The organism is Agrobacterium tumefaciens (assembly GCF_013337285.1).
GTDB classification, from domain to species: Bacteria; Pseudomonadota; Alphaproteobacteria; order Rhizobiales; family Rhizobiaceae; genus Agrobacterium; species Agrobacterium burrii.
Genome location: NZ_SUPW01000004.1, coordinates 279,816 through 300,418 on the forward strand (window position 1 = coordinate 279,816; position 20,603 = coordinate 300,418).

The 20,603-nt window shown below is 59.2% G+C and carries 22 protein-coding genes; 20 read left to right on the forward strand and 2 right to left on the reverse strand.

Annotation, left to right across the window (positions count from 1 at the left end; all coding sequences use genetic code 11):
• Nucleotide 1: 1 nt before the first annotated feature.
• The 17 genes from murJ to trmB all read left to right on the forward strand — a co-directional run bounded on the left by murJ (nt 2) and on the right by trmB (nt 15,980).
• Nucleotides 2-1,591 (forward strand): murein biosynthesis integral membrane protein MurJ, encoded by a 1,590-nt coding sequence (gene murJ / locus FCH38_RS14245; protein WP_174374147.1) that lies wholly within the window; start codon nt 2-4, stop codon nt 1,589-1,591.
• Complete coding sequence (locus FCH38_RS14250; protein ID WP_174374148.1) at nt 1,591-1,995, forward strand: VOC family protein; 405 nt, start codon at nt 1,591-1,593, stop codon at nt 1,993-1,995. The genes murJ and FCH38_RS14250 overlap by 1 nt, the downstream gene beginning before the upstream one ends.
• 101 nt (nt 1,996-2,096) lie before the next feature.
• A complete protein-coding gene (gene trpS, locus FCH38_RS14255) occupies nt 2,097-3,161 on the forward strand; it encodes a tryptophan--tRNA ligase (RefSeq protein ID WP_153515192.1) in 1,065 nt (354 codons plus the stop codon).
• A gap of 115 nt (nt 3,162-3,276) precedes the next feature.
• Nucleotides 3,277-3,768 (forward strand): universal stress protein, encoded by a 492-nt coding sequence (locus tag FCH38_RS14260; RefSeq protein WP_149898411.1) that lies wholly within the window; start codon nt 3,277-3,279, stop codon nt 3,766-3,768.
• 142 nt (nt 3,769-3,910) lie between these two features.
• Nucleotides 3,911-4,474 (forward strand): NifU family protein, encoded by a 564-nt coding sequence (locus FCH38_RS14265; protein WP_052820288.1) that lies wholly within the window; start codon nt 3,911-3,913, stop codon nt 4,472-4,474.
• 21 nt (nt 4,475-4,495) lie between these two features.
• Nucleotides 4,496-5,164 carry a tRNA (adenosine(37)-N6)-threonylcarbamoyltransferase complex dimerization subunit type 1 TsaB gene (gene tsaB / locus FCH38_RS14270; protein ID WP_153515191.1) on the forward strand — a complete coding sequence of 223 codons (669 nt, stop codon included), beginning with the start codon at nt 4,496-4,498 and terminating at the stop codon, nt 5,162-5,164.
• A gap of 68 nt (nt 5,165-5,232) precedes the next feature.
• Complete coding sequence (locus FCH38_RS14275) at nt 5,233-5,727, forward strand: GNAT family N-acetyltransferase (protein WP_149898413.1); 495 nt, start codon at nt 5,233-5,235, stop codon at nt 5,725-5,727.
• A 70-nt stretch (nt 5,728-5,797) separates the two neighbouring features.
• On the forward strand, nt 5,798-6,226 hold the full coding sequence (locus FCH38_RS14280) for a Fur family transcriptional regulator (RefSeq protein ID WP_149898414.1): 429 nt from the start codon (nt 5,798-5,800) through the stop codon (nt 6,224-6,226).
• A 30-nt stretch (nt 6,227-6,256) separates the two neighbouring features.
• On the forward strand, nt 6,257-7,051 hold the full coding sequence (locus tag FCH38_RS14285; protein WP_174374149.1) for a lysophospholipid acyltransferase family protein: 795 nt from the start codon (nt 6,257-6,259) through the stop codon (nt 7,049-7,051).
• A 65-nt stretch (nt 7,052-7,116) separates the two neighbouring features.
• Nucleotides 7,117-8,520, forward strand: a complete 1,404-nt coding sequence (miaB, locus tag FCH38_RS14290; RefSeq protein ID WP_174374150.1) for a tRNA (N6-isopentenyl adenosine(37)-C2)-methylthiotransferase MiaB — start codon at nt 7,117-7,119, stop codon at nt 8,518-8,520.
• A 40-nt stretch (nt 8,521-8,560) separates the two neighbouring features.
• Complete coding sequence (locus FCH38_RS14295; protein ID WP_149898416.1) at nt 8,561-9,616, forward strand: PhoH family protein; 1,056 nt, start codon at nt 8,561-8,563, stop codon at nt 9,614-9,616.
• 10 nt (nt 9,617-9,626) lie between these two features.
• Nucleotides 9,627-10,133 carry an rRNA maturation RNase YbeY gene (gene ybeY, locus FCH38_RS14300; RefSeq protein WP_174374151.1) on the forward strand — a complete coding sequence of 169 codons (507 nt, stop codon included), beginning with the start codon at nt 9,627-9,629 and terminating at the stop codon, nt 10,131-10,133.
• 15 nt (nt 10,134-10,148) lie between these two features.
• On the forward strand, nt 10,149-11,294 hold the full coding sequence (locus FCH38_RS14305; RefSeq protein WP_149898418.1) for a hemolysin family protein: 1,146 nt from the start codon (nt 10,149-10,151) through the stop codon (nt 11,292-11,294).
• 220 nt (nt 11,295-11,514) lie between these two features.
• On the forward strand, nt 11,515-13,104 hold the full coding sequence (gene lnt, locus FCH38_RS14310) for an apolipoprotein N-acyltransferase (protein ID WP_174374152.1): 1,590 nt from the start codon (nt 11,515-11,517) through the stop codon (nt 13,102-13,104).
• 133 nt (nt 13,105-13,237) lie between these two features.
• Nucleotides 13,238-13,657, forward strand: coding sequence for a helix-turn-helix domain-containing protein (locus FCH38_RS14315; protein ID WP_046799453.1), 420 nt, complete (start codon nt 13,238-13,240; stop codon nt 13,655-13,657).
• A gap of 187 nt (nt 13,658-13,844) precedes the next feature.
• Nucleotides 13,845-15,107, forward strand: coding sequence for a methionine adenosyltransferase (gene metK / locus FCH38_RS14320; protein WP_149898420.1), 1,263 nt, complete (start codon nt 13,845-13,847; stop codon nt 15,105-15,107).
• 174 nt (nt 15,108-15,281) lie between these two features.
• Entirely contained in the window at nt 15,282-15,980 is a 699-nt protein-coding gene (gene trmB, locus FCH38_RS14325) for a tRNA (guanosine(46)-N7)-methyltransferase TrmB (RefSeq protein ID WP_174374153.1), read from the forward strand.
• A 12-nt stretch (nt 15,981-15,992) separates the two neighbouring features.
• On the opposite strand, the gene FCH38_RS14330 is transcribed toward trmB, so the two are convergent.
• Both FCH38_RS14330 and FCH38_RS14335 read right to left on the reverse strand, forming a co-directional pair.
• Nucleotides 15,993-16,892: a ribokinase gene (locus tag FCH38_RS14330; RefSeq protein WP_174374154.1), complete on the reverse strand. Its 900-nt coding sequence runs from the start codon at nt 16,890-16,892 to the stop codon at nt 15,993-15,995.
• Nucleotides 16,893-16,945: 53 nt separating this feature from the next.
• Nucleotides 16,946-18,139: a DNA recombination protein RmuC gene (locus FCH38_RS14335; protein ID WP_174374155.1), complete on the reverse strand. Its 1,194-nt coding sequence runs from the start codon at nt 18,137-18,139 to the stop codon at nt 16,946-16,948.
• A 149-nt stretch (nt 18,140-18,288) separates the two neighbouring features.
• Between FCH38_RS14335 and def the strand changes: the two genes are divergently transcribed.
• Genes def through truA form a run of 3 tightly spaced genes read left to right on the forward strand, consistent with a single transcriptional unit; the run spans nt 18,289 to nt 20,587 of the window.
• The gene (def, locus tag FCH38_RS14340; RefSeq protein WP_174374156.1) at nt 18,289-18,801 is read left to right on the forward strand and encodes a peptide deformylase; all 513 of its coding nucleotides are present in this window, start codon (nt 18,289-18,291) and stop codon (nt 18,799-18,801) included.
• A 50-nt stretch (nt 18,802-18,851) separates the two neighbouring features.
• Entirely contained in the window at nt 18,852-19,787 is a 936-nt protein-coding gene (fmt, locus tag FCH38_RS14345) for a methionyl-tRNA formyltransferase (RefSeq protein ID WP_174374157.1), read from the forward strand.
• On the forward strand, nt 19,787-20,587 hold the full coding sequence (gene truA / locus FCH38_RS14350) for a tRNA pseudouridine(38-40) synthase TruA (RefSeq protein ID WP_174374158.1): 801 nt from the start codon (nt 19,787-19,789) through the stop codon (nt 20,585-20,587). The genes fmt and truA overlap by 1 nt, the downstream gene beginning before the upstream one ends.
• Nucleotides 20,588-20,603 lie beyond the last annotated feature (16 nt).

Below are 20,603 nucleotides of genomic sequence, written 5' to 3' on the forward strand. Positions count from 1 at the left end.
CATGAGTCTGATCGGCAAGTTCGCCACCGTCGGCACCGCCACGCTCGGCAGCCGCATCTTCGGCTTTCTTCGAGAAACCCTGATGGCGGCCGCCGTCGGCACCGGCCCGGTGGCCGATGCCTTCAACGCCGCTTTCCGTTTTCCGAACACCTTCCGGCGACTTTTTGCCGAAGGCGCGTTCAACTCGGCTTTCGTGCCGCTCTTCGCCAAGGAAATCGAGGCGAACGGCATGGAGGGCGCAAGGCGCTTTTCCGAGGAAGTTTTCGGCGTCCTGTTCACCGTGCTTCTCGCCCTGACAATTCTGATGGAATTGTCGATGCCGTTCATCGTGCGCACCATTATTGCGCCGGGCTTCCTCGAAGATCCGGTGAAGTTCGATAACACGGTGCATCTTGCCACCATCATGTTCCCCTACCTCGCCTGCATGTCTCTGGCGGCGATGATGGGCGGCATGTTGAACTCGCTACACCGTTATTTCGCAGCGGCAATCGCTCCTGTTTTCCTCAACATCATCCTCATCGGTGTGCTCGCCTGGGCATGGTGGAAGAATTACGATCCGCTTCAGGTGGGTTATGCCCTTTCCTGGGGGGTGATGGTGGCGGGTCTGGTGCAGCTTGCCATCGTCTGGATCGCCGTGCGCAATGCCGGCATGCGCATTGGCTTCCGCAGGCCGCGGCTGACGAAGAATGTGCAGCGGCTTCTGGTCCTCGCACTGCCGGCGGCAATAACCGGCGGCATCACCCAGATAAACCTGCTGATCAACACCAATATCGCCTCCGCCGGCGAAGGGGTGATCTCCTCGCTCGCCTATGCGGACCGGATTTACCAGCTGCCGCTCGGGGTCGTCGGCATCGCTGTCGCCACAGTGCTTCTGCCGGAGCTGGCGCGCGCCTTGCGCGGTGGCCATATGGTGGAAGCCGGAAGCCTGCAGAACCGTTCGGTCGAATTCGTCTTGTTCCTGACCTTGCCTGCTGCAGCCGCCCTTTTGGTAATGGCGGAACCGATTGTCCGTTTCCTCTACGAGCGCGGCAATTTCTCGCCTTCGGCCACCATCACGGTTGCGCAAATCCTCGGCATATATGGGCTTGGCCTGCCGGCTTTCGTGCTGATAAAGGCCTTCATTCCAGGCTTCTTCGCCCGTGAAGACACCCGCACACCGATGATTTTCGCGGCAATTTCCGTGGTGGTAAATGTCACCCTGGCGCTGACGCTGTTTCCGCGTCTCGGCGGCCCGGGCATCGCCATTGCTGAAATCACCGCCGGCTGGGTCAATGCCGCCTTGCTCTTCGCCATGCTGTTGTGGCGCGGCCATTGGCAGGTGGATATTCCGCTGCTTACCCGTATTCCGCGATTGTTGCTGGCGGCGGCGTTGATGGCCGGCTTCGTCCACTATGCGCTGACCTGGCTGAGTTTCGAGCTGTCTTCGGCCTCGTCGATTTTCGTTCGGGCCGGCACCATCATGGCCCTCGTTTTCGCGGCCATGCTGGTTTATTTTGTGCTGGCCTTCGTGTCGGGCGGTGCCGATATCGGCATGGTCAAGCGCGCCATTCGCAAGCGCGGCAAAAAGAACGTCGAGACGGAGGCAGGCTGATGTCATTTGCTGAAAACCGCCGCATCGCGCTCGTCACCCTCGTGGTCGATGACTACGATCGGGCAAAGGCGTTTTATTGCGAGGTTCTGGGGTTCGAATGCGTCTCCGATCAGCCGCTTGGCGATGGCAAAAGGTGGCTGGTGGTGAAACCTCAAGGCACCGATGGCTGCGCCCTGCTGCTTGCCGAAGCGGATGGCGAGCCGCAGCGTCTTGCCATCGGCAACCAGACCGGCGGACGTGTCGGATTTTTCCTGAATACTGACAATTTCCAAAGCGACTATGAGACCATGCTGGCGCGCGGCGTGCGCTTTCTCGAAGAACCGCGCCATGAGGTTTACGGCTCCGTCGCGGTCTTTGCCGACCCTTACGGAAATCGCTGGGACCTTCTTCAGCCGCGCGGCTGACATGCCCTGAAACTGCTTGATTGCGAGGGGCTGCGGGTGCATAAGCGCGTGCAATTCAAATCACGGGGCGAGGCCCTCCACAAGCCTTTTCGAGGACGACAATGAACGAATTCAAGCCGCTGGTTTTCTCGGGCGTCCAGCCGACCGGCAATCTGCATCTCGGCAATTATCTCGGCGCTATCCGCAAGTTCGTGGCTTTGCAGGAAGATAACGACTGCATCTATTGCGTCGTCGATATGCATGCCATCACCGCCCAGCTCGTTCATTCCGACCTGAAGGCGCAGACCCGTTCGATTGCGGCCGCTTTTATCGCTGCGGGCATCGACCCGGTGAAGCATATCGTCTTCAACCAGTCGGCCGTGCCGCAGCATGCGGAACTGGCATGGGTGTTCAACTGCGTGGCGCGTATCGGCTGGATGGAGCGCATGACGCAGTTCAAGGACAAGTCCGGCAAGAATGCCGAACAGGTCTCGCTCGGTCTGCTCGCCTATCCGAGCCTGATGGCCGCCGATATTCTCGTCTATCGCGCCACCCACGTTCCTGTCGGTGACGACCAGAAGCAGCATCTGGAACTGGCCCGCGATATCGCCCAGAAATTCAACATCGATTTCAGCGATCATATCCGCAACGCCGGTCTCGGCCTCGATATCAAGGTGGGCGACGAGCCGGTACATGCCTATTTCCCGATGGTGGAGCCGCTGATCGGTGGCCCCGCGCCGCGTGTCATGTCTCTGAAGGACGGCACCAAGAAGATGTCGAAGTCCGACCCGTCCGATCTGTCGCGCATCAACCTGATGGACGACATCGACGCGATTTCGAAGAAGATCAAGAAGGCGAAGACCGATCCCGACGCGCTTCCGAGCGAAGTGGAAGGCCTGAAGGGCCGCCCCGAGGCGGAAAACCTTGTCGGTATCTATGCCGCTCTCTCCGACAAGACGAAGGCGGATGTTCTTGCCGAATTCGGCGGACAGCAGTTCTCGGCCTTCAAGCCGGCACTCGTGGAGCTTGCGGTCAATGTGCTCGCTCCGGTCAACAACGAGATGCGCCGCCTTCTCGATGACCCGACCCATATCGACGCCATCCTCAAACAGGGCGGTGAGCGGGCGCGTACTATTGCTGAAAAGACGATGAACGAGGTGCGCGACATCATCGGCTTCCTGCGCTGAGAAGTCGCTGCCGCGATGATGCGGCGGGCGGTTTGCGCCTACCGTGATTTGATATAATCTCCGCCCGAACCGTCGGGCGGTTTCTCGGATCACGGCGGACCTAAGGGAGTGCGGAATGGTTTCAAAACGGCTGTCGCGTCTGGAAGGGCATCGTCGCAAATTTCTCGCTGTTATCGATGACACACCGGAATGCGAAAGGGCCGTGCATTATGCCGGTCGTCGCGCCAAGAACTCCAATGGTGGGCTTGTGCTGCTCTACATGATCCCGGAAGGTGATTTCCAGCAATGGCTGGGCGTCGAACAGATCATGCGGGCGGAAGCCCGCGAGGAGGCGGAAGCCACGCTCGCGAAAATCGCCCAGAAGGTGCGGGAGACCATCGGCATCGAGCCTGAAGCGGTGATCCGCGAAGGCAGCGCCACCGAGCAGATCCACGGGCTGATCGAGGAAGACCGCGATATCGCCATTCTGATTTTGGCGGCGGGATCGACGAAAGAAGGACCGGGACCGCTCGTTTCTTCCATCGCCGGGCGAGGGGCAGCCTTCCCCATTCCCGTCACTGTCCTGCCGGATACGCTGACGGATGAGGAAATCGACGCGCTCTGCTGATCCGGGTTTAGGGCAAGATTTAGGGGCTGACGATTTCTTGAATGTAATTATCATGTCAGGGCTTGAAGTGAAGCTTCGCCGGGCGTATTTTGGAAGAATTCTAAATTACGGGGCGTGAACCGCGACCTCGAAGGAGACGATGATGTTCATTCAGACGGAAGCCACGCCCAACCCCGCCACGCTGAAGTTTCTGCCCGGCAAGGTGGTGCTGGAAAGCGGGACAGCTGAGTTTCTCAATCCTTCGCAGGCGCAGGCTTCTCCGCTGGCGGAGCGTCTCTTTACGATTCCCGGCGTCACCGGCGTTTATTTCGGCTTCGATTTCATAACCGTCACCAAGGACGATGCGGAATGGCAGCACCTGAAGCCTGCCATTCTGGGCTCGATCATGGAACATTTCATGTCCGGTCGCCCGATCATGGGCACGGCAATCGCTGCCGAAGTATCGGACGAAGAGGACGAGTTTTTCGAAGAGGGTGACGAGACGATCGTCGCCACGATCAAGGAACTGCTGGAAACCCGCGTGCGCCCCGCGGTGGCGCAGGATGGCGGCGACATCACTTTCCGCGGTTTCCGCGATGGCACCGTGTTTCTGAACATGAAGGGTGCCTGCTCGGGTTGCCCGTCCTCCACCGCCACGCTGAAGCACGGCGTTCAGAACCTGCTTCGCCATTTCGTGCCGGAAGTGCGCGAAGTCGAAGCGGTATGACATTGTAAGCCAGGCCACGACATGATTGTTCTCGCACTCGACACGTCAGGTGTGGATTGTTCCGCCTGCGTTTATGACGGCGCCGCCGACAGGGTGCTCGGCGAGGTGTGCGAAATGATCGGCAAGGGTCATGCCGAGAGGTTGATGGCCGTGATCGATCGCGCCCTGCAGCAGGCGCGACTTCCGCTGCAGAAGGTTGAGCGCATCGCCGTGACCATCGGTCCGGGGTCCTTCACTGGCATCCGCGTCGGTGTTGCCGCCGCGCGTGGCTTTGCCCTGTCGCTTGGCGTCGAGGCAGTCGGCGTCACCACGCTTGAAACGCTCGCCCTGCATCATCTGCTGACAACTCCCGGCCGGCCCGTGGCCGTCGGGCTGGATGCCAAACGTGGCGAAGCCTATCTCCAGACTTTCGCGGCAGATGGATCGCCGCTGGCTGAGGCGACGCTTTTGTCTCTGGATGACGCCAGGGGTGTTCTCTCCGGTTTCGATGGTGCCGTGATTGGCTCGGCCGCACCGCTGTTTGCAGGAGAGGAAATCGGCTCCGGGCCGGACCATTTCCCGATTGCGTCTGTTGCGCGCTCTGCGGCGCGCAAGCCCGCGGGTCAGCCGAAACCTGCACCACTTTATCTGCGCGGTCCGGATGCCCGGCCGCAAACCGGTTTTGCGCTGGCACGTCAGGACGTTGCCTGATAGGGCATTTGCCCATGCCCGTGACTGATTCCTGTAATGCCCGATTCTTGTGATGCCAGATTCCTATTATGTTTGACGAATATCTGAGCTGGAAACCCTATTTCGAGATCGTGCCGATGCAGCATGAGGATTGCGCCGCGGTGGCGGAACTGCATGCGCTGCGTTTTCCGCGCCCTTGGAATGACGGTGAATTTTCCGGGCTATTGACGCAGGGCTCGGTTTTCGGCGCGGTAGCGCGCCAGACCAACGCGTTCTTCAGCAAGCCACTTGGCGGTTTCGTGCTGGCGCGGGAAGTGGCGGGCGAGGCGGAAATCCTGACCGTCGCCGTGGCTGACAAGTTCGGACGCACCGGTCTCGGCTGGCGCCTGATGCAGTCGGCGGTACGTGAAGCGATGATGCGCGGCGCTGAAACCATGTTTCTCGAGGTGGACAACGGCAACGCCTCCGCTCTCGGGCTTTATAAAAAGCTCGGCTTCAAGACGGTTGCGGAGCGCAAGGCCTATTACACATCCAGGGATGGAACCAAGTCGACGGCGCTTGTCATGCGCCGCGATCTTCGCTAGTTCCCTGCGACAGGCATTTTTTCGGCGAAAGCCGCAAAATTCAACCGGAATACTCAAAAGGCCAGAAGACGTGATAGACCTTTCGAAAACGCTGGAGGAGCTTTGTGCCGAACGCGGCATGCGGATGACGGACCAGCGCCGTGTCATTGCCCGCGTCCTGCAGGAGTCAGCCGACCACCCCGATGTCGAGGAGCTTTACCACCGCTCCTCCGCTGTTGATCCGCGTATCTCCATTTCCACCGTTTACAGAACGGTGAAGCTGTTCGAGGACGCCGGCATCATCGAGCGTCACGATTTTCGCGATGGCCGCTCGCGTTATGAGACGGTGCCCGAAGAGCACCACGATCATCTGATCGATCTGAAGAACAGCGTGGTCATTGAGTTTCACTCGGCGGAAATCGAAGCGCTTCAGGAAAAGATCGCCCGCGAGCACGGCTTCAAGCTGGTGGATCATCGGTTGGAACTTTACGGCGTGCCGTTGAAGCCCGACGAACGCTGAGACGCCGGTGACAAAACGGGTGTTTCACTCATGATGTGGCTGCGCACAGCCTATATCGCGATCGTTCTCCTGATCGTCACGCTCATCCTGCTGCCGGTGCAACTCCTGGGCCTTGCCTTCGACTGGCGGCTGCGTCGCCGTATTCCGCGCATCTGGCATCGCATTGCCTGTCATGTTCTCGGCATTCGTGTGCATGTCCACGGAGAGGTGGAGCGGGCAAAACCGCTGATGCTGGCGGTCAACCACGCCTCGTGGAAGGACATCCTCGTTCTCGGCAGCATTGCCGACGTGGTGTTCATTGCCAAGACGGAAGTGCGGGACTGGCCCGTCTTCGGCTGGCTCGCCCGTCTGCAGAAAAGCATCTTCGTTCAACGCGAGCAGAAGCGCAGCACCGGTGCGCAGGTCAGCGAGATCGCCGCCCGCATGGCGGATGGCGAGATCGTCGTGTTGTTCCCCGAAGGAACCACTTCGGATGGCAACCGTATGCTGGCGGTGAAATCATCGCTGTTCGGTGCCGCTTCCACCGCCGCTGAACAGGTGCCGGGCAAGCTCGTTTACGTGCAGCCGGTTGCGATTGCCTATACGCGGGTGCATGGCATGGCCATGGGCCGTTACCACCGGGTTGTTGCCGCCTGGCCGGGCAGCATAACGCTGGTGCCGCATCTGCTTGGCATCATCAAGGCCGGCGCCATTGATGTGGACGTGACCTTCGGCGAGAGTGTCCCATTCCACAGCACGGATAACCGCAAACGACTTTCCACCGATATCGCCGCTGCGATCCGTAACATGCTGGCGTTCAGCCTGCGCGGCGGCTGGCGGAAATAGCGCCATCATAGCTTTTCTGGCATTTTTCTATTTAATCTGGCTCGGAAAGACACTAGATAGCCGCCATGACCCAGGAAACCATTAGCCTCGACGTCCCCGAATTGATCACCCGCGAGGGCTCGAATAGCCGCAAGGTCTTTATCAAGACCTATGGCTGTCAGATGAACGTCTACGATTCCGTCCGCATGAGCGATGCGCTGGCGAAGGACGGTTACGTTCAGACGGAGGATATGGGCGAGGCGGATCTGGTTCTCTTGAACACCTGTCATATCCGCGAAAAGGCGGCTGAAAAAGTCTATTCGGCGCTCGGCCGCCTGCGCGACATGAAAAAGTCGCGGCAAGAGCAGGGCCGTGAACTCATGATCGGCGTTGCCGGCTGTGTGGCGCAGGCGGAAGGGGAGGAAATCCTTCGCCGCGCGCCCGCCGTCGATGTCGTCATCGGCCCGCAGACTTATCACCGCCTACCGGAGGCTCTGAAGCGGGTACGCGGCGGCGAACGCGTCATCGAGACCGAATATGCGGTCGAGGACAAGTTCGAGCATCTGCCGATTGCCGAAAAGGCGACGCTGCGCACACGCGGCGTTACCGCGTTTTTGACGGTGCAGGAAGGCTGCGACAAGTTCTGTACCTTCTGTGTCGTGCCTTACACGCGCGGCTCCGAAGTCTCTCGCCCGGTGCGCCAGATCGTCGATGAGGCGATGAAGCTGGTTGATGCCGGCGTGCGCGAGATCACGCTGCTCGGCCAGAACGTCAATGCCTGGCAGAACGAAGGCCCGAACGGCGCAAAATGGGGTCTCGCCGAACTTCTCTACCGGCTGGCGGAAATTCCGGGGCTTGCAAGGCTTCGCTATACCACCAGCCACCCGCGCGACATGGACGATCGCCTGATTGGCGCCCATCGCGATCTGCGTATTCTCATGCCCTATCTGCATCTACCGGTGCAGTCAGGATCGGATAGCATTCTGAAAGCGATGAACCGTCGCCATACGGGCGAGGAATACATCCAGCTTATCGAAAAAATCCGCACCGCCCGCCCTGATATCGCCATGTCGGGGGACTTCATTGTCGGCTTCCCCGGTGAAACGGATCGTGATTTCGAAGACACGATGGCGCTGGTTGAGACGGTGAAATATGCGCAGGCCTTCTCGTTCAAATATTCCACCCGTCCGGGCACGCCGGGTGCTGATCTTAACGATCAGGTTGGGGAAGAGGTGAAGGCCGAGCGGCTGGAGAGATTACAGGCTCTGTTGCTGCGGCAGCAGAAGGAATTTGCGGAATCGCTAGTCGGAAAGACGATGGATGTGTTGCTGGAAAAGCCCGGCCGCATGCCTGAACAGTTGATAGGTCGTTCTCCCTGGCTGCAATCCGTGAATCTTGATGCAAAGACTTTGAAAATCGGTGACATTGTTAATGTACGAATCACCGCAACGGGTCCAAACAGCTTGTTTGCCGAGGTGGCAGGGAGTTAGAGTGAGGAGCCGACACTGATTGGGACAGGAGCCTGACCGCTTGAACGCACATGAATTGGTATCACCTTCATCGCGCCAGCCACGCCAAGCCGCGACCGACGCCAATCACTTCGTCCTCACGTTCGAGAATAACAGGATAGCGGGAGAGCTATTCGGTCAGTTCGATCAGAACCTGAAGCTGCTGGAGCAGCGCCTCAACATCGATGCCCGCCCGCGCGGCAATTCCGTTGCCATTACCGGCGATGTCGTCGCCACCAATCAGGCCCGCCGGGCGCTGGATTTCCTTTACGAACGCCTGCTCAAGGGCGGAACCGCCGAAGTTTCCGATGTGGAAGGGGCGATCCGTATGGCCATGGCCGCCGACGACCAGCTGACCTTGCCGACGATGGAGCGCAAGGCAAAGATTTCCATGGCGCAAATTTCCACCCGCAAGAAGACGATCGCTGCCCGCACGCCGACGCAGGATGTCTATATGCGGGCGCTGGAACAATCCGAGTTGGTTTTCGGCGTTGGCCCAGCCGGCACCGGCAAGACCTATCTTGCCGTTGCGCATGCGGCGCAACTGCTGGAGCGCGGCGCGGTTGACCGTATCATCCTGTCGCGTCCTGCCGTCGAAGCGGGTGAACGTCTCGGCTTCCTTCCGGGTGACATGAAGGAAAAGGTCGATCCTTATCTCCGCCCGCTTTATGACGCGCTTTATGACATGATGCCGGGTGACAAGGTGGAGCGCGCCATTCAGGCGGGCGTCATCGAAATCGCACCGCTCGCCTTCATGCGTGGCCGGACCCTTGCCAACGCCGCCGTCATTCTGGACGAAGCCCAGAACACCACGACCATGCAGATGAAGATGTTCCTGACCCGTCTCGGCGAAAACGGTCGCATGATCGTGACCGGGGATCCGAGCCAGGTGGACTTGCCGCGTGGTGTGAAATCCGGCCTTGTCGAGGCGCTGCAAATCCTCCCCGATGTGGAAGGTGTGTCCGTCGTGCGCTTCAAGGACGTCGACGTTGTCCGTCATCCTATGGTGGCGCGCATCGTCCGGGCCTACGAGTCCCACACCGCGGTGCCGGATGAGAGCCTTCCGAAGGGCAACTGACGTAAAGACAATGACAGTTCTTGATATTCAAATCAGCGTCGAGGCCGAAGGCTGGTCCTCGGAAGAGGACTTGGCTGCCTTCGCCACCAAGGTACTGGATGCGGCGGTCGATTATCTGAAGCGGGAAGAGGAGCAACCCTTCCCGAAAATGCCGGTGGAACTGTCGCTGGTCTTTACCGATGATGAAAATATTCGGGAAATCAATGCCGAATGGCGCGACAAGGACAAGGCGACCAATGTCTTGTCTTTCCCCGCTTTTCCGCTGGAACCGGGCGGTATGCCCGGCCCGATGCTGGGCGATATCGTCATCGCGCGCGAGACGGTTGAGCGCGAGGCCCTTGAACTTGACAAGAGTTTCGAGGATCATCTGACCCATCTGCTCGTTCACGGGTTCCTGCATTTGTTTGGTTATGACCACATGGACGAGGAAGAAGCGGAAGAAATGGAGTCGCTTGAGACTCGCATTTTGGCGGTGCTTGGCCTATCTGATCCATACGCGGGTCAAGAACCGCTTTGAATATTGTCTGGAGCCATGAACGAACATTCTGCACGACCTGCCAATGAGGGCAGAGAAAACGGCGAGCAGTCCTCTTCGGAGGAAGGCAGTAGTCACTTACGTCAAGACTCTCCTGCAAAGCCGAGATCGACGATCTGGTCGCGCATATCACGGTTGCTGAAACCGTCACAGGGCGAGCGCCTGCGCGAGGATTTGACCGACGCGCTGATGGCCGACACCGAAATCGGTGCTGCCTTTTCGCCCGAAGAGCGGGCGATGCTGAACAATATCCTGCGTTTCCGGGAAGTTCGGGTCGAAGATATCATGATCCCGCGGGTGGATATCGACGGTCTCGACCAGAACATGACCATCGGCGAGGCGCTGATCCTCTTTGAGGAAACCGGCCGCTCCCGTATGCCGGTCTATGATGAAACGCTGGATGACCCCAAGGGCATGATCCACATTCGCGATCTCTTGGCCTATGTCGCCAAGCAGGCGCGCAACAAGCGGCGGGCCGGCTCGCGCAGCGTGGCTTATGGCGAAGCGAAAGCGCCGCGTTCGCCGCGCCCGAATTTCGACCTGGCGCGGGTCGATCTGGAACAGACGGTTGCCGATGCCGGGCTGGTGCGTAAAATTCTGTTCGCGCCGCCCTCCATGCTCGCCTCCAATCTCTTGAAGACCATGCAGGCGCAGAGAACACAACTCGCTCTCGTGATCGATGAATATGGCGGTACGGACGGCCTCGTCAGCCATGAGGACATCGTTGAGATGGTCGTGGGCGATATCGATGACGAGCACGACAAGGACGAGACGATGTTTTCGCGTCTTTCCCCCGACGTGCTTGTGGCCGATGCCCGCGCCGAACTCACCGAGCTTGCCGAGGCGATCGGCCCGGAATTCGATGTCCGCGAACATCTGGAAGAAATCGATACGCTCGGCGGTCTCATCTTCTTCGCGCTCGGCCGCATACCGGCCAAGGGCGAGGTGGTCAGGGCCGTGCCCGGTTTCGAGTTCCAGATTCTCGATGCGGATACAAGGCGTATCAAGGGTGTTCGCATCGTCCGTGATCACGGCTCGGAAGGGCAGGATGATCGCGCACCGGGCGATGCCCGCGACAATGAGGTGATTGCGCTGCCCGCGCCGGATGTTCGTCTCATCACGCACCAGCAGAATGCCGACTGAAGAGGACCGGCGGGGTAATCCCGTCGGTTCGCTGCTTGAATGTCGGTCCGGCGGCTTTGAATGCTTCTGTTGGCCGACGAAAAGTACACCCGGTCATCAGGGCTTTCTCCACTCCTGTGGACTGCGAATCTTTTTTCCGTTACTCCGGGTCTGAGGGAAAATTCCGTGGCGCGGCCTTGTCGGGGCGGGCTTTTCCGGGCGCGCATAAAACGGAGATGGCATGGAGCGTCTTGCAGGCAGGGTAATGCTGGCGGGTGGCAAAAGCCGCGCAGTGATGGCAATTGCCGCAGGCGCGGTCGGAGCGCTGGCATTGCCTCCATTCGGTTTTTTCGCGGCGCTGTTTTTCTCTTTCACCCTGCTTGTCTGGCTGGTGGATGGCTGCACCGGTAAGCCGGGCGGCGGCATCTTCAGCCGCATCCTGCCCGCTTTTGGCATCGGCTGGTGTTTCGGCTTCGGCTATTTCGTGGCGGGTCTTTGGTGGTTGGGCAATGCCCTTTTGCTGGAGGCAGACGAGTTCGCCTGGGCGCTGCCGCTTGCCATCATCGGCCTTCCGGCTCTTCTTGCGCTGTTTTACGGTTTTGCGGTCGCAGCCGCCAACATCGTCTGGTCGGATGGTCTCGGCCGTATTGCCGCCCTTGCCGCCGCATTCGGCTTGTTTGAATGGCTGCGCAGTTTTCTTGCGACTGGATTTCCCTGGAACGCCATCGGTTACGGCATCATGCCTATCCCCGTCATGATGCAGTCCGCCCATCCGCTCGGGCTTTTCAGCGTCACCACGCTTGCTGTCTTCATTTTCGCCGCGCCGGCCCTGATTGGCACGAAAAAAGGCATGTGGCCGGGCCTAGCTCTGGCGGGCCTGCTGCTGGCCGGCCATTTCGGTTATGGCTTCTATCGCCTTCAGACACCGGTGGAGACACCGGCGGATGCGCTGACCGTCAGGATCGTACAGCCCTCGATCGATCAGTCCCGTAAAATGCTGAACGCCGACAGGGCAGAGATTTTCGGCGAACATCTGCGGCTGACGGCGCTGCCGCCCGGTGAAGGGAAAAAGCGCCCCGATATCGTCGTCTGGCCGGAAACCTCCGTGCCCTTCATCCTGACGCAGAACCCAGACGCTCTGGCGGAAATCGCAAAGACGCTGGAGGACGGGCAAATCCTGTTCACTGGCGCTGTCCGAATGGAAGATCAAGGTGCTGGCCGACCGCCGCGTTATTACAATTCAGTCTATGCAATCGACAGCCAGGGCGAAATCATCGCCGCAAGCGACAAGGTTCACCTGACACCCTTTGGCGAATATGTTCCCTTCGAAGGCATTTTGCGGGAATTCGGCATCGACAATGTCATCAGCCTGCCGGGTGGTTTCTCCGCCGCCTCGTCGCGCACGCCCCTGACGCTGCCTTCCGGCAAGACCTTCTATCCCCTGATCTGTTACGAGATCATTTTTCCCGGTGAGATGACGCCGGGTCTGGCGGGTTCGGCAGCAATCCTGAACGTGACAAATGACGGCTGGTTCGGCAACACGCCTGGTCCTTATCAGCACTTTTTGCAGGCGAGAGTCCGGGCTGTGGAAACGGGAGTGCCGGTGATTCGCGGCGCCAATACCGGAATTTCCGCCGTCATCGACCCCTATGGGCGCATTATTGCCGGGTTGGATTACGGTCGGGTCGGAATTGTTGACGCCACTTTGAGTGGTGGGTCAAACGACGCATTTACTTACGACACACATCGGACGTATTTCTGGTTGATTTTTTCAATCATGCTAATCGTTGCGGTATTTCCTGCCTGGAGTTTTGCCCGGCGTCAGAATTGACCGGGAACTCCCGCAATTGCATAGTGAATACGTCAGTCGTAAAACAAGTTTAGACGCTGTCGAAATGCCGGCTCATTTCTTCGAATAGTAATGAAGCGAGATATCAACCCTTTCCGAGTGTCAGGACCGCATGATGACCGAGAATAAGAAAAAGCCTAACCCCATCGACATTCATGTCGGAAGCCGAATTCGTCTCCGCAGAACCATGCTCGGCATGAGCCAGGAAAAGCTGGGCGAAAGCCTTGGAATTACCTTTCAGCAAATCCAGAAATATGAAAAGGGCACGAACCGCGTCGGTGCGAGCCGCCTTCAGAATATTTCCGCGATCCTCAACGTTCCGGTGTCCTTCTTTTTCGAAGACGCTCCTGGCGATCAGGTTGGCGGCGCTACAGGCATGGCGGAAGCCTCCAGCTCCAACTACGTGGTTGACTTCCTGTCCTCGGCTGAAGGTCTGCAGTTGAACCGCGCTTTTGTGAAGATCGCCGATCCCAAGGTTCGCCGCCGTCTCGTTGATCTCGTCAAGGCGCTCGCCGCCGAAGGAGACGCAGAGTAAGTCTCGACAGCGATGCCCATAATTTCCGGCAAGGGCGCCGGACACTCAACGGTCCGCAAGGGCCGTTTTTTTGTGCCAGATTAGAAAGGAATTCTCACATAAAGATATATTTATGTGGTTGTGTCCTTGTCTTTCGTGGCCGAAATGACTAACAAACTCGAAGACCGTTCTTTGAGGGGAATCCCGCATGCGTGCCAATTACCTGTTCACCAGCGAGTCCGTGGCCGAAGGTCATCCGGACAAGGTTTGTGACCGTATTTCCGATGAAATCGTAGATCTCATTTATCGTGAAGCGTCCAAGACGGGTGTTGACCCATGGACCGTGCGCATCGCATGCGAGACGCTTGCGACGACCAACCGCGTCGTTATCGCCGGTGAGGTTCGGGTTCCCGATACCCTGCTGAAGAAGGACAAGGACGGCAAGGTCGTCAAGGACGCCGCCGGCCATCCAGTCATCAATCCTTCCAAATTCAAGTCCGCTGCCCGCAAGGCGATCCGCGATATCGGCTACGAGCAAGACGGTTTTCACTGGAAGACGGCCAAGATCGACGTTCTCCTGCATCCGCAGTCGGCGGATATCGCGCAGGGCGTCGACAGCGCTTCCGACAAGCAGGGCGATGAGGGTGCTGGCGACCAGGGCATCATGTTCGGTTATGCCTGCAAGGAAACGCCGGACCTGATGCCGGCCCCGATCTATTATTCGCACCGTATCCTGCAGCTTCTCGCTACCGCCCGCAAGAGCGGCGAAGGCGAAGCGGCAAAGCTCGGGCCGGATGCCAAGAGCCAGGTGACCGTTCGTTATGTCGATGGTAAGGCTTCGGAAGCCGTGTCCATCGTTCTTTCAACGCAACATCTCGATGCAAGCTGGGATTCGAAGAAGGTTCGCGCCGTTGTCGAGCCCTATATCCGCGAAGCCTTGGGCGACCTAAAGATCGCCGACGATTGCCAGTGGTATATCAACCCGACCGGTAAGTTCGTCATTGGCGGTCCCGATGGCGATGCCGGCTTGACCGGCCGCAAGATCATCGTCGACACCTATGGTGGCGCTGCCCCGCACGGTGGCGGTGCATTCTCCGGCAAGGACACGACCAAGGTCGACCGTTCTGCCGCCTATGCCGCCCGCTACCTCGCCAAGAATGTGGTTGCTGCCGGTTTGGCCGAGCGCTGCACCATCCAGATCGCCTATGCGATCGGCATCGCCCAGCCTTTGTCGATCTATGTCGATCTGCACGGCACGGGCAAGGTCAGCGAAGATCAGGTCGAAGGCGCGATCCGCAAGGTCATGGACCTGTCGCCGTCGGGCATCCGCCGTCATCTCGATCTCAACAAGCCGATCTATGCCAAGACGTCCTCTTACGGCCATTTCGGCCGCAAGGCCGGCCGTGACGGCTCCTTCTCTTGGGAGAAGCTCGATCTGGTAAAGCCGCTCAAGGAAGCTTTGAGCGCTTGACGCATTTCCAGTAAAAGTGCATCGCGGTTTTACGTCCGGAAAATGCGGGGGCTTGTTCCAAGCCTTGTCATTCGACGGCGATTGAGAGATACCGTTTGCACCATTTGTAACCCGAACAGCGGCCATTCACGTGGCTCTGTGCGGGTTAAGTCTATTTGTTCTTGAGAGTATGAGATGACGGAAGAGCGGCGCTCACGCGCAACGGAAGCGTTTTTTGGCAGACGCAAGGGCAAGCCTTTGCGCAACCAGCAAATCGACACGATCGAAAACCTGCTGCCTTTGCTGAAAATCGATCTGGAGAGCGCGCCACCGCAGAATCTCGTGGCTCTCTTTCCGGCGGATGTGAAATCTGTCCGTCTTGAGATCGGTTTCGGCGGCGGTGAGCATCTTGCCCATCGTGCGGTTGAGAACCCGGAGACGGGTTTCATCGGGGTCGAACCATTCGTCAATTCCATGGCCAAGCTCTTGGCAAGCGTGCGCGAAGGCGAATTGATGAATATCCGCCTTTACGATGATGACGCGACGCAACTGCTGGACTGGCTGCCGGAAGGGTCGATCGATCACATCGATCTTCTCTATCCCGATCCCTGGCCGAAGAAGAAGCACTGGAAACGCCGTTTCGTCTCCGACGTCAATCTCGCCCGCTTCCACCGGGTGCTGAAACCCGGCGGCAAGTTCTGCTTCGCATCGGATATCGATACCTACGTCAACTGGACGCTGCAGCATTGCGCTCGCCATGGCGGTTTCGAATGGACGGCGACGAGCGCTGACGACTGGCGCACGCCCTATGCCAACTGGCCCGGGACGCGTTATGAGAACAAGGCGAAAAGAGAAGGCCGCAGTTCGGCCTATCTCACTTTTATTCGTCGCTGAGCGGCTGAAGTCTTAGATATTCGCATCCACTTCCGCCGCAAGCGGAATGGAAGGCTGGGCGCCGGCGCGGGTGCAGGCGAGCGAACCCGCGACAGCGGCGCGCTTCAGCGCCTTTTCGAAATCCATGTCCTGATCGAGGCTGGCGGCGAGATAACCGCAGAAGGTATCGCCCGCGCCAACCGTATCGACTGGCACGATTGTCAAACCGGCCGCCCGGTAAAGCTTGCTATTGCGAATGGCGATGACGCCGTCCGCACCAAGCGTCACGATCAATGTCTGGCCGGTCTTCTCATGCAGGGCCTTGAGTTCGTTTTGCCGCTCCGAATCGGAAAGCCCCTTCTTGCCGATCAGCAGCTCGAACTCGGTTTCATTGGCGATGACGATATCTGCAAGGCCAGCGAGGCGTGGTCCGTCCGCGGTCAGCGGCGCGGTATTGATGACGGTGGTGATGCGTTTCGCCTTTGCGGCCGCCAGTGCGGCTTCGATGGCAGGCGCTGGTATCTCGAACTGCAGCATCAGAATATCGCCCGCCGACATCTCCGCCACGACCTTTGCTGCGTCGGATGCGGAAACTTCGCCATTAGCGGCAGGAATGACCGAGATCATGTTTTCCCCGCCTTCACCGATAAGGATCATCGCCGTACCAGTCGGGCCGGGCGCGGCCTTGACGAGCGAGAGGTCGGTCCCGGCATCACGCAGCAAGGTCAGTGCCGGTGCGGCAAACGTATCGTCGCCCGCAGCGCCAGCCATTTTGACCGTGGCGCCTGCCCGCTTTGCGGCAAGCGCCTGATTGGCTCCCTTTCCGCCCGCCGCGGTGGAGAAGCTCTCTCCCGTCACGGTTTCACCGGGCTTGGGAAGGCGCTTGGCGGTGGCGATGAGGTCCATGTTGATGGAGCCAAAAACAGTAATCATGGGTGGCGTGTCCGTATGAAATTCAAGCAAGGCGGCGACTTTGCCCGAGACGATCACTCGTCGTCAACCACCCGCAACTTTGCAGCACCGGCTCTGTTCTCCGCAAAGCGACGCGCCTGCTCGATTTCCCCATGTGAAGCTTCTTTCTCCGTCGGAGAAAAATCGAGGCCTTCAATCTTCTGGCCGCGCGCCAGCACTTTGTCGGAGGAAATCAGCATCATGTCGACGTCCTTCTGCGCCAGCCCGAAATGGGCCTGCAGCTTGCGTGTGCGGTCGTCCAGCCGCCGCACATCGTCCATCAGCAGCGCCACTTCGCCCTGAATGAGATGCGCCTGCTCCCGCATGCGCTGATCTTTCAGTACCGACTGGATGACCTGCACCGACAGCATCAGAAGCGACGGCGAAACGATGACGACGCGGGCACGGTGGGCGCGCTGCACCAGATATTCGAAATGCTGGTGAATATCGGCGAAGATAGATTCGGAGGGTACGAAGATGAAGGCCGTATCCTGCGTCTCGCCGCGAATGAGATATTTCTCCGCCACGTCGCGAATATGCACCTCCATATCGCGGCGGAATTGCTGGGTGGCGGCGCGCTTCGCGTCTGGCGATTCATCTGCTTTCAGTGCGTTCCACGCTTCCAGCGGAAACTTGGCGTCGATGACGAGGGATGGTGCATTATTCGGCATCTTGATCGTGCAATCCGGCCGGTAACCGTTCGAAAGCGTCGGCTGAAGCTGGAAAGCGCCGGCGGGGAGGGCATCGGCGATCAGTGCTTCCATGCGCGCCTGTCCGAAAGCTCCGCGGGTCTGTTTGTTGGAGAGGATCGCCTGCAGCCCGACGACATCCTTGGCCAGATCCTGAATATTGCCCTGTGCGGCATCGATGACCGCGAGGCGTTCCTGCAGGCGGCTCAGATTTTCGTGCGTTGATCGTGTCTGTTCCGTCAACGTTTCGCCCAGCCGCTGCGACATGCCGTCGAGACGCTGGTTCAGCGTCTGGCTCATCTCGGTCTGGCGTGTGCCAAGCGTCTCCGCCATGGCGGCGATACGGCCGTGCAGTTCGGACTGGGTTTTCAGCAGATCGGAGATTTCACCATCGGCTCCCGGCTTTTTCACGCGGTTTGACGTGATCAACCATGTGATCGTCAGACCGAAAACCAGAGCCGCGAGCAGCGCGCCGAAGCTGATATCGACGGAACCGGCCCGCAATGCTGGATCGAGGAGAACGGATAAATCTATGCTCATGATTAAATCTAGCAGATTTCTTGTGATTCGTAAGATCAAAACAAGAACATTCCTGCGGCGGAAATGAGTCCGGGAGAGCGGAAGCCCGGCGCAGTTTGACCGCTCGTGTTTTTTATTTCCTCCGCGCAAGAGATACGTTATGGGAAGCCATGACTATCAAACCGCTTATCATTCTGCCCGATCCCGTGCTGCGCCAGCAATCGAAGCCCATCGAACAGGTGGATGCCGAAGTGCTGCGTCTCGCCGACGACATGCTGGAAACCATGTATGACGCGCCGGGCATTGGTCTTGCCGCTATTCAGGTCGGCGTCGCGCGGCGGATGCTGGTGATCGACGTTGCGCGTGAAGGTGAAGAAAAGACCCCCGTCGTCTTCATCAATCCGGAAATCCTCAAGGTGTCGGATGATATCTCGACCTATGAGGAGGGTTGCCTTTCCATTCCCGATTATTACGCCGAGGTCGAGCGCCCTGCGGCGCTGACGGTGCGATATGTCGGTCGTGACGGCAAGCAGGTGACTGTCCAGGCGGATGGTCTTTTGGCGACTTGTTTGCAGCACGAGATCGATCACCTGAACGGTGTTCTGTTCATCGACCATATTTCGCGGTTGAAGCGCGACATGGTCATCAAGAAATTCACCAAAGCGGCCCGCGCAAAGGTCTGATTCGTCCTCCTTAGCATGAGACGGAACGGCAGAAAGGGCAGGGGGCGACGATGGCTCTTCGCATCATCTTCATGGGTACGCCGGATTTTTCCGTTCCGACCTTACGTGCATTGGTGGAAGCGGGTCACGAGGTCGTTGCCGTTTATACGCAGCCGCCGCGTCCCGGTGGTCGCCGTGGCCTCGACCTGCAAAAGTCGCCGGTGCATCAGGCTGCCGAATTGTTGGGGCTTCCCGTTCTGACGCCGGTGAATTTCAAGGCGGAAGAAGATCGCCAGCAGTTCCGGGACTTCAACGCCGATGTTGCGGTTGTCGTGGCTTACGGCCTGCTCCTGCCCGAAGCGATCCTCTCCGGCACGCGCCTTGGCTGCTACAATGGCCACGCCTCGTTGCTGCCGCGCTGGCGCGGTGCGGCTCCGATCCAGCGGGCGATCATGGCCGGCGATGCCGAGACCGGCATGATGGTCATGAAAATGGAAAAGGGGCTGGATACCGGCCCCATCGCACTGACGGCGAAGGTTGCGATCGGCGAGAACATGACCGCCGGCGAATTGCACGACAGTCTCATGCTCGCCGGCGCGCGGCTGATGCGGCAGGCGATGGACAGACTGGAAGCAGACGACCTGCCCCTCGTCACACAGGCGGAAGAGGGCGTTGTTTACGCTTCCAAGATTGACAAGGGCGAGACCCGGATTAATTTTTCCCGGCCGGCACAGGATGTGCATAATCATATTCGTGGCCTTTCGCCTTTTCCGGGCGCGTGGCTGGAGATGGAAATCGGCGGCAAGGCGGAGCGCGTGAAGGTTCTGGGCTCCGAACTGGCGAGCGGCATGGGGGAAGCGGGCGCGGTGCTCGACGACGCTCTCACCATCGCCTGCGGCAGCGGTGCGGTGCGGCTCACCCGCTTGCAGAAGGCGGGGGGCAAGCCGCTGTCGGCTGCCGATTTCGTTCGCGGCACGCCGGTTCCCCCCACAACGAGGCTTGGCTGATGCCACGTTTCCGCATGACCGTCGAATATGACGGCTCACCCTATTTCGGCTGGCAGAGACAGGAGAACGGCCCCTCTGTTCAAGGCGCGCTAGAGGCAGCGATCCGCTCGCTGACCGGTGAGACCGTTTCCATTCGCGGCGCGGGTCGCACCGATTCCGGCGTACACGCTGTCGGGCAGGTGGCCCATGCCGATCTTTCGCGCGATTGGGAGCCGTATAAGCTTCGCAATGCTATCAACGCTCATCTGGCCATGGCGAAAGAGGCCGTTTCGGTTCTCGACGTCGCTGCCGTGACGGAAGATTTCGACGCCCGTTTTTCCGCCACCCGCCGCCATTATCTCTATCGCATCATTTGTCGGAAATCGCGGCTGGCGCTGGAGCACAAACGCGCATGGTGGGTGTCGAAAGACATGGACCATGAGCGCATGCATGCAGCTGCGCAGATGCTCGTCGGCCGACATGATTTCACCACCTTTCGCTCGGTTCATTGCCAGGCGAACAGCCCGATCCGGACACTCGACCGGCTGGATGTGACGCGCAACGGCGACCTCATCGAAATCCACGCGACGGCGCAGAGTTTCCTGCATAACCAAATCCGCTCTTTCGCCGGTACGCTGAAAATGGCCGGTGAAGGCGCCATGACCCCGGAAGACGTGCGTGCGGCACTGGAGGCGCGGGATCGTAAGGCCTGCGGCCCCGTCGCCCCGCCGGACGGTCTTTATTTCATGCAGGTCGATTATCCTGATGTCATTCCGCCGCGTGTCTATTCAAAAGTCGAAACGGCCGAGGACGCAGACTGACTTGGAAGTCCATCTC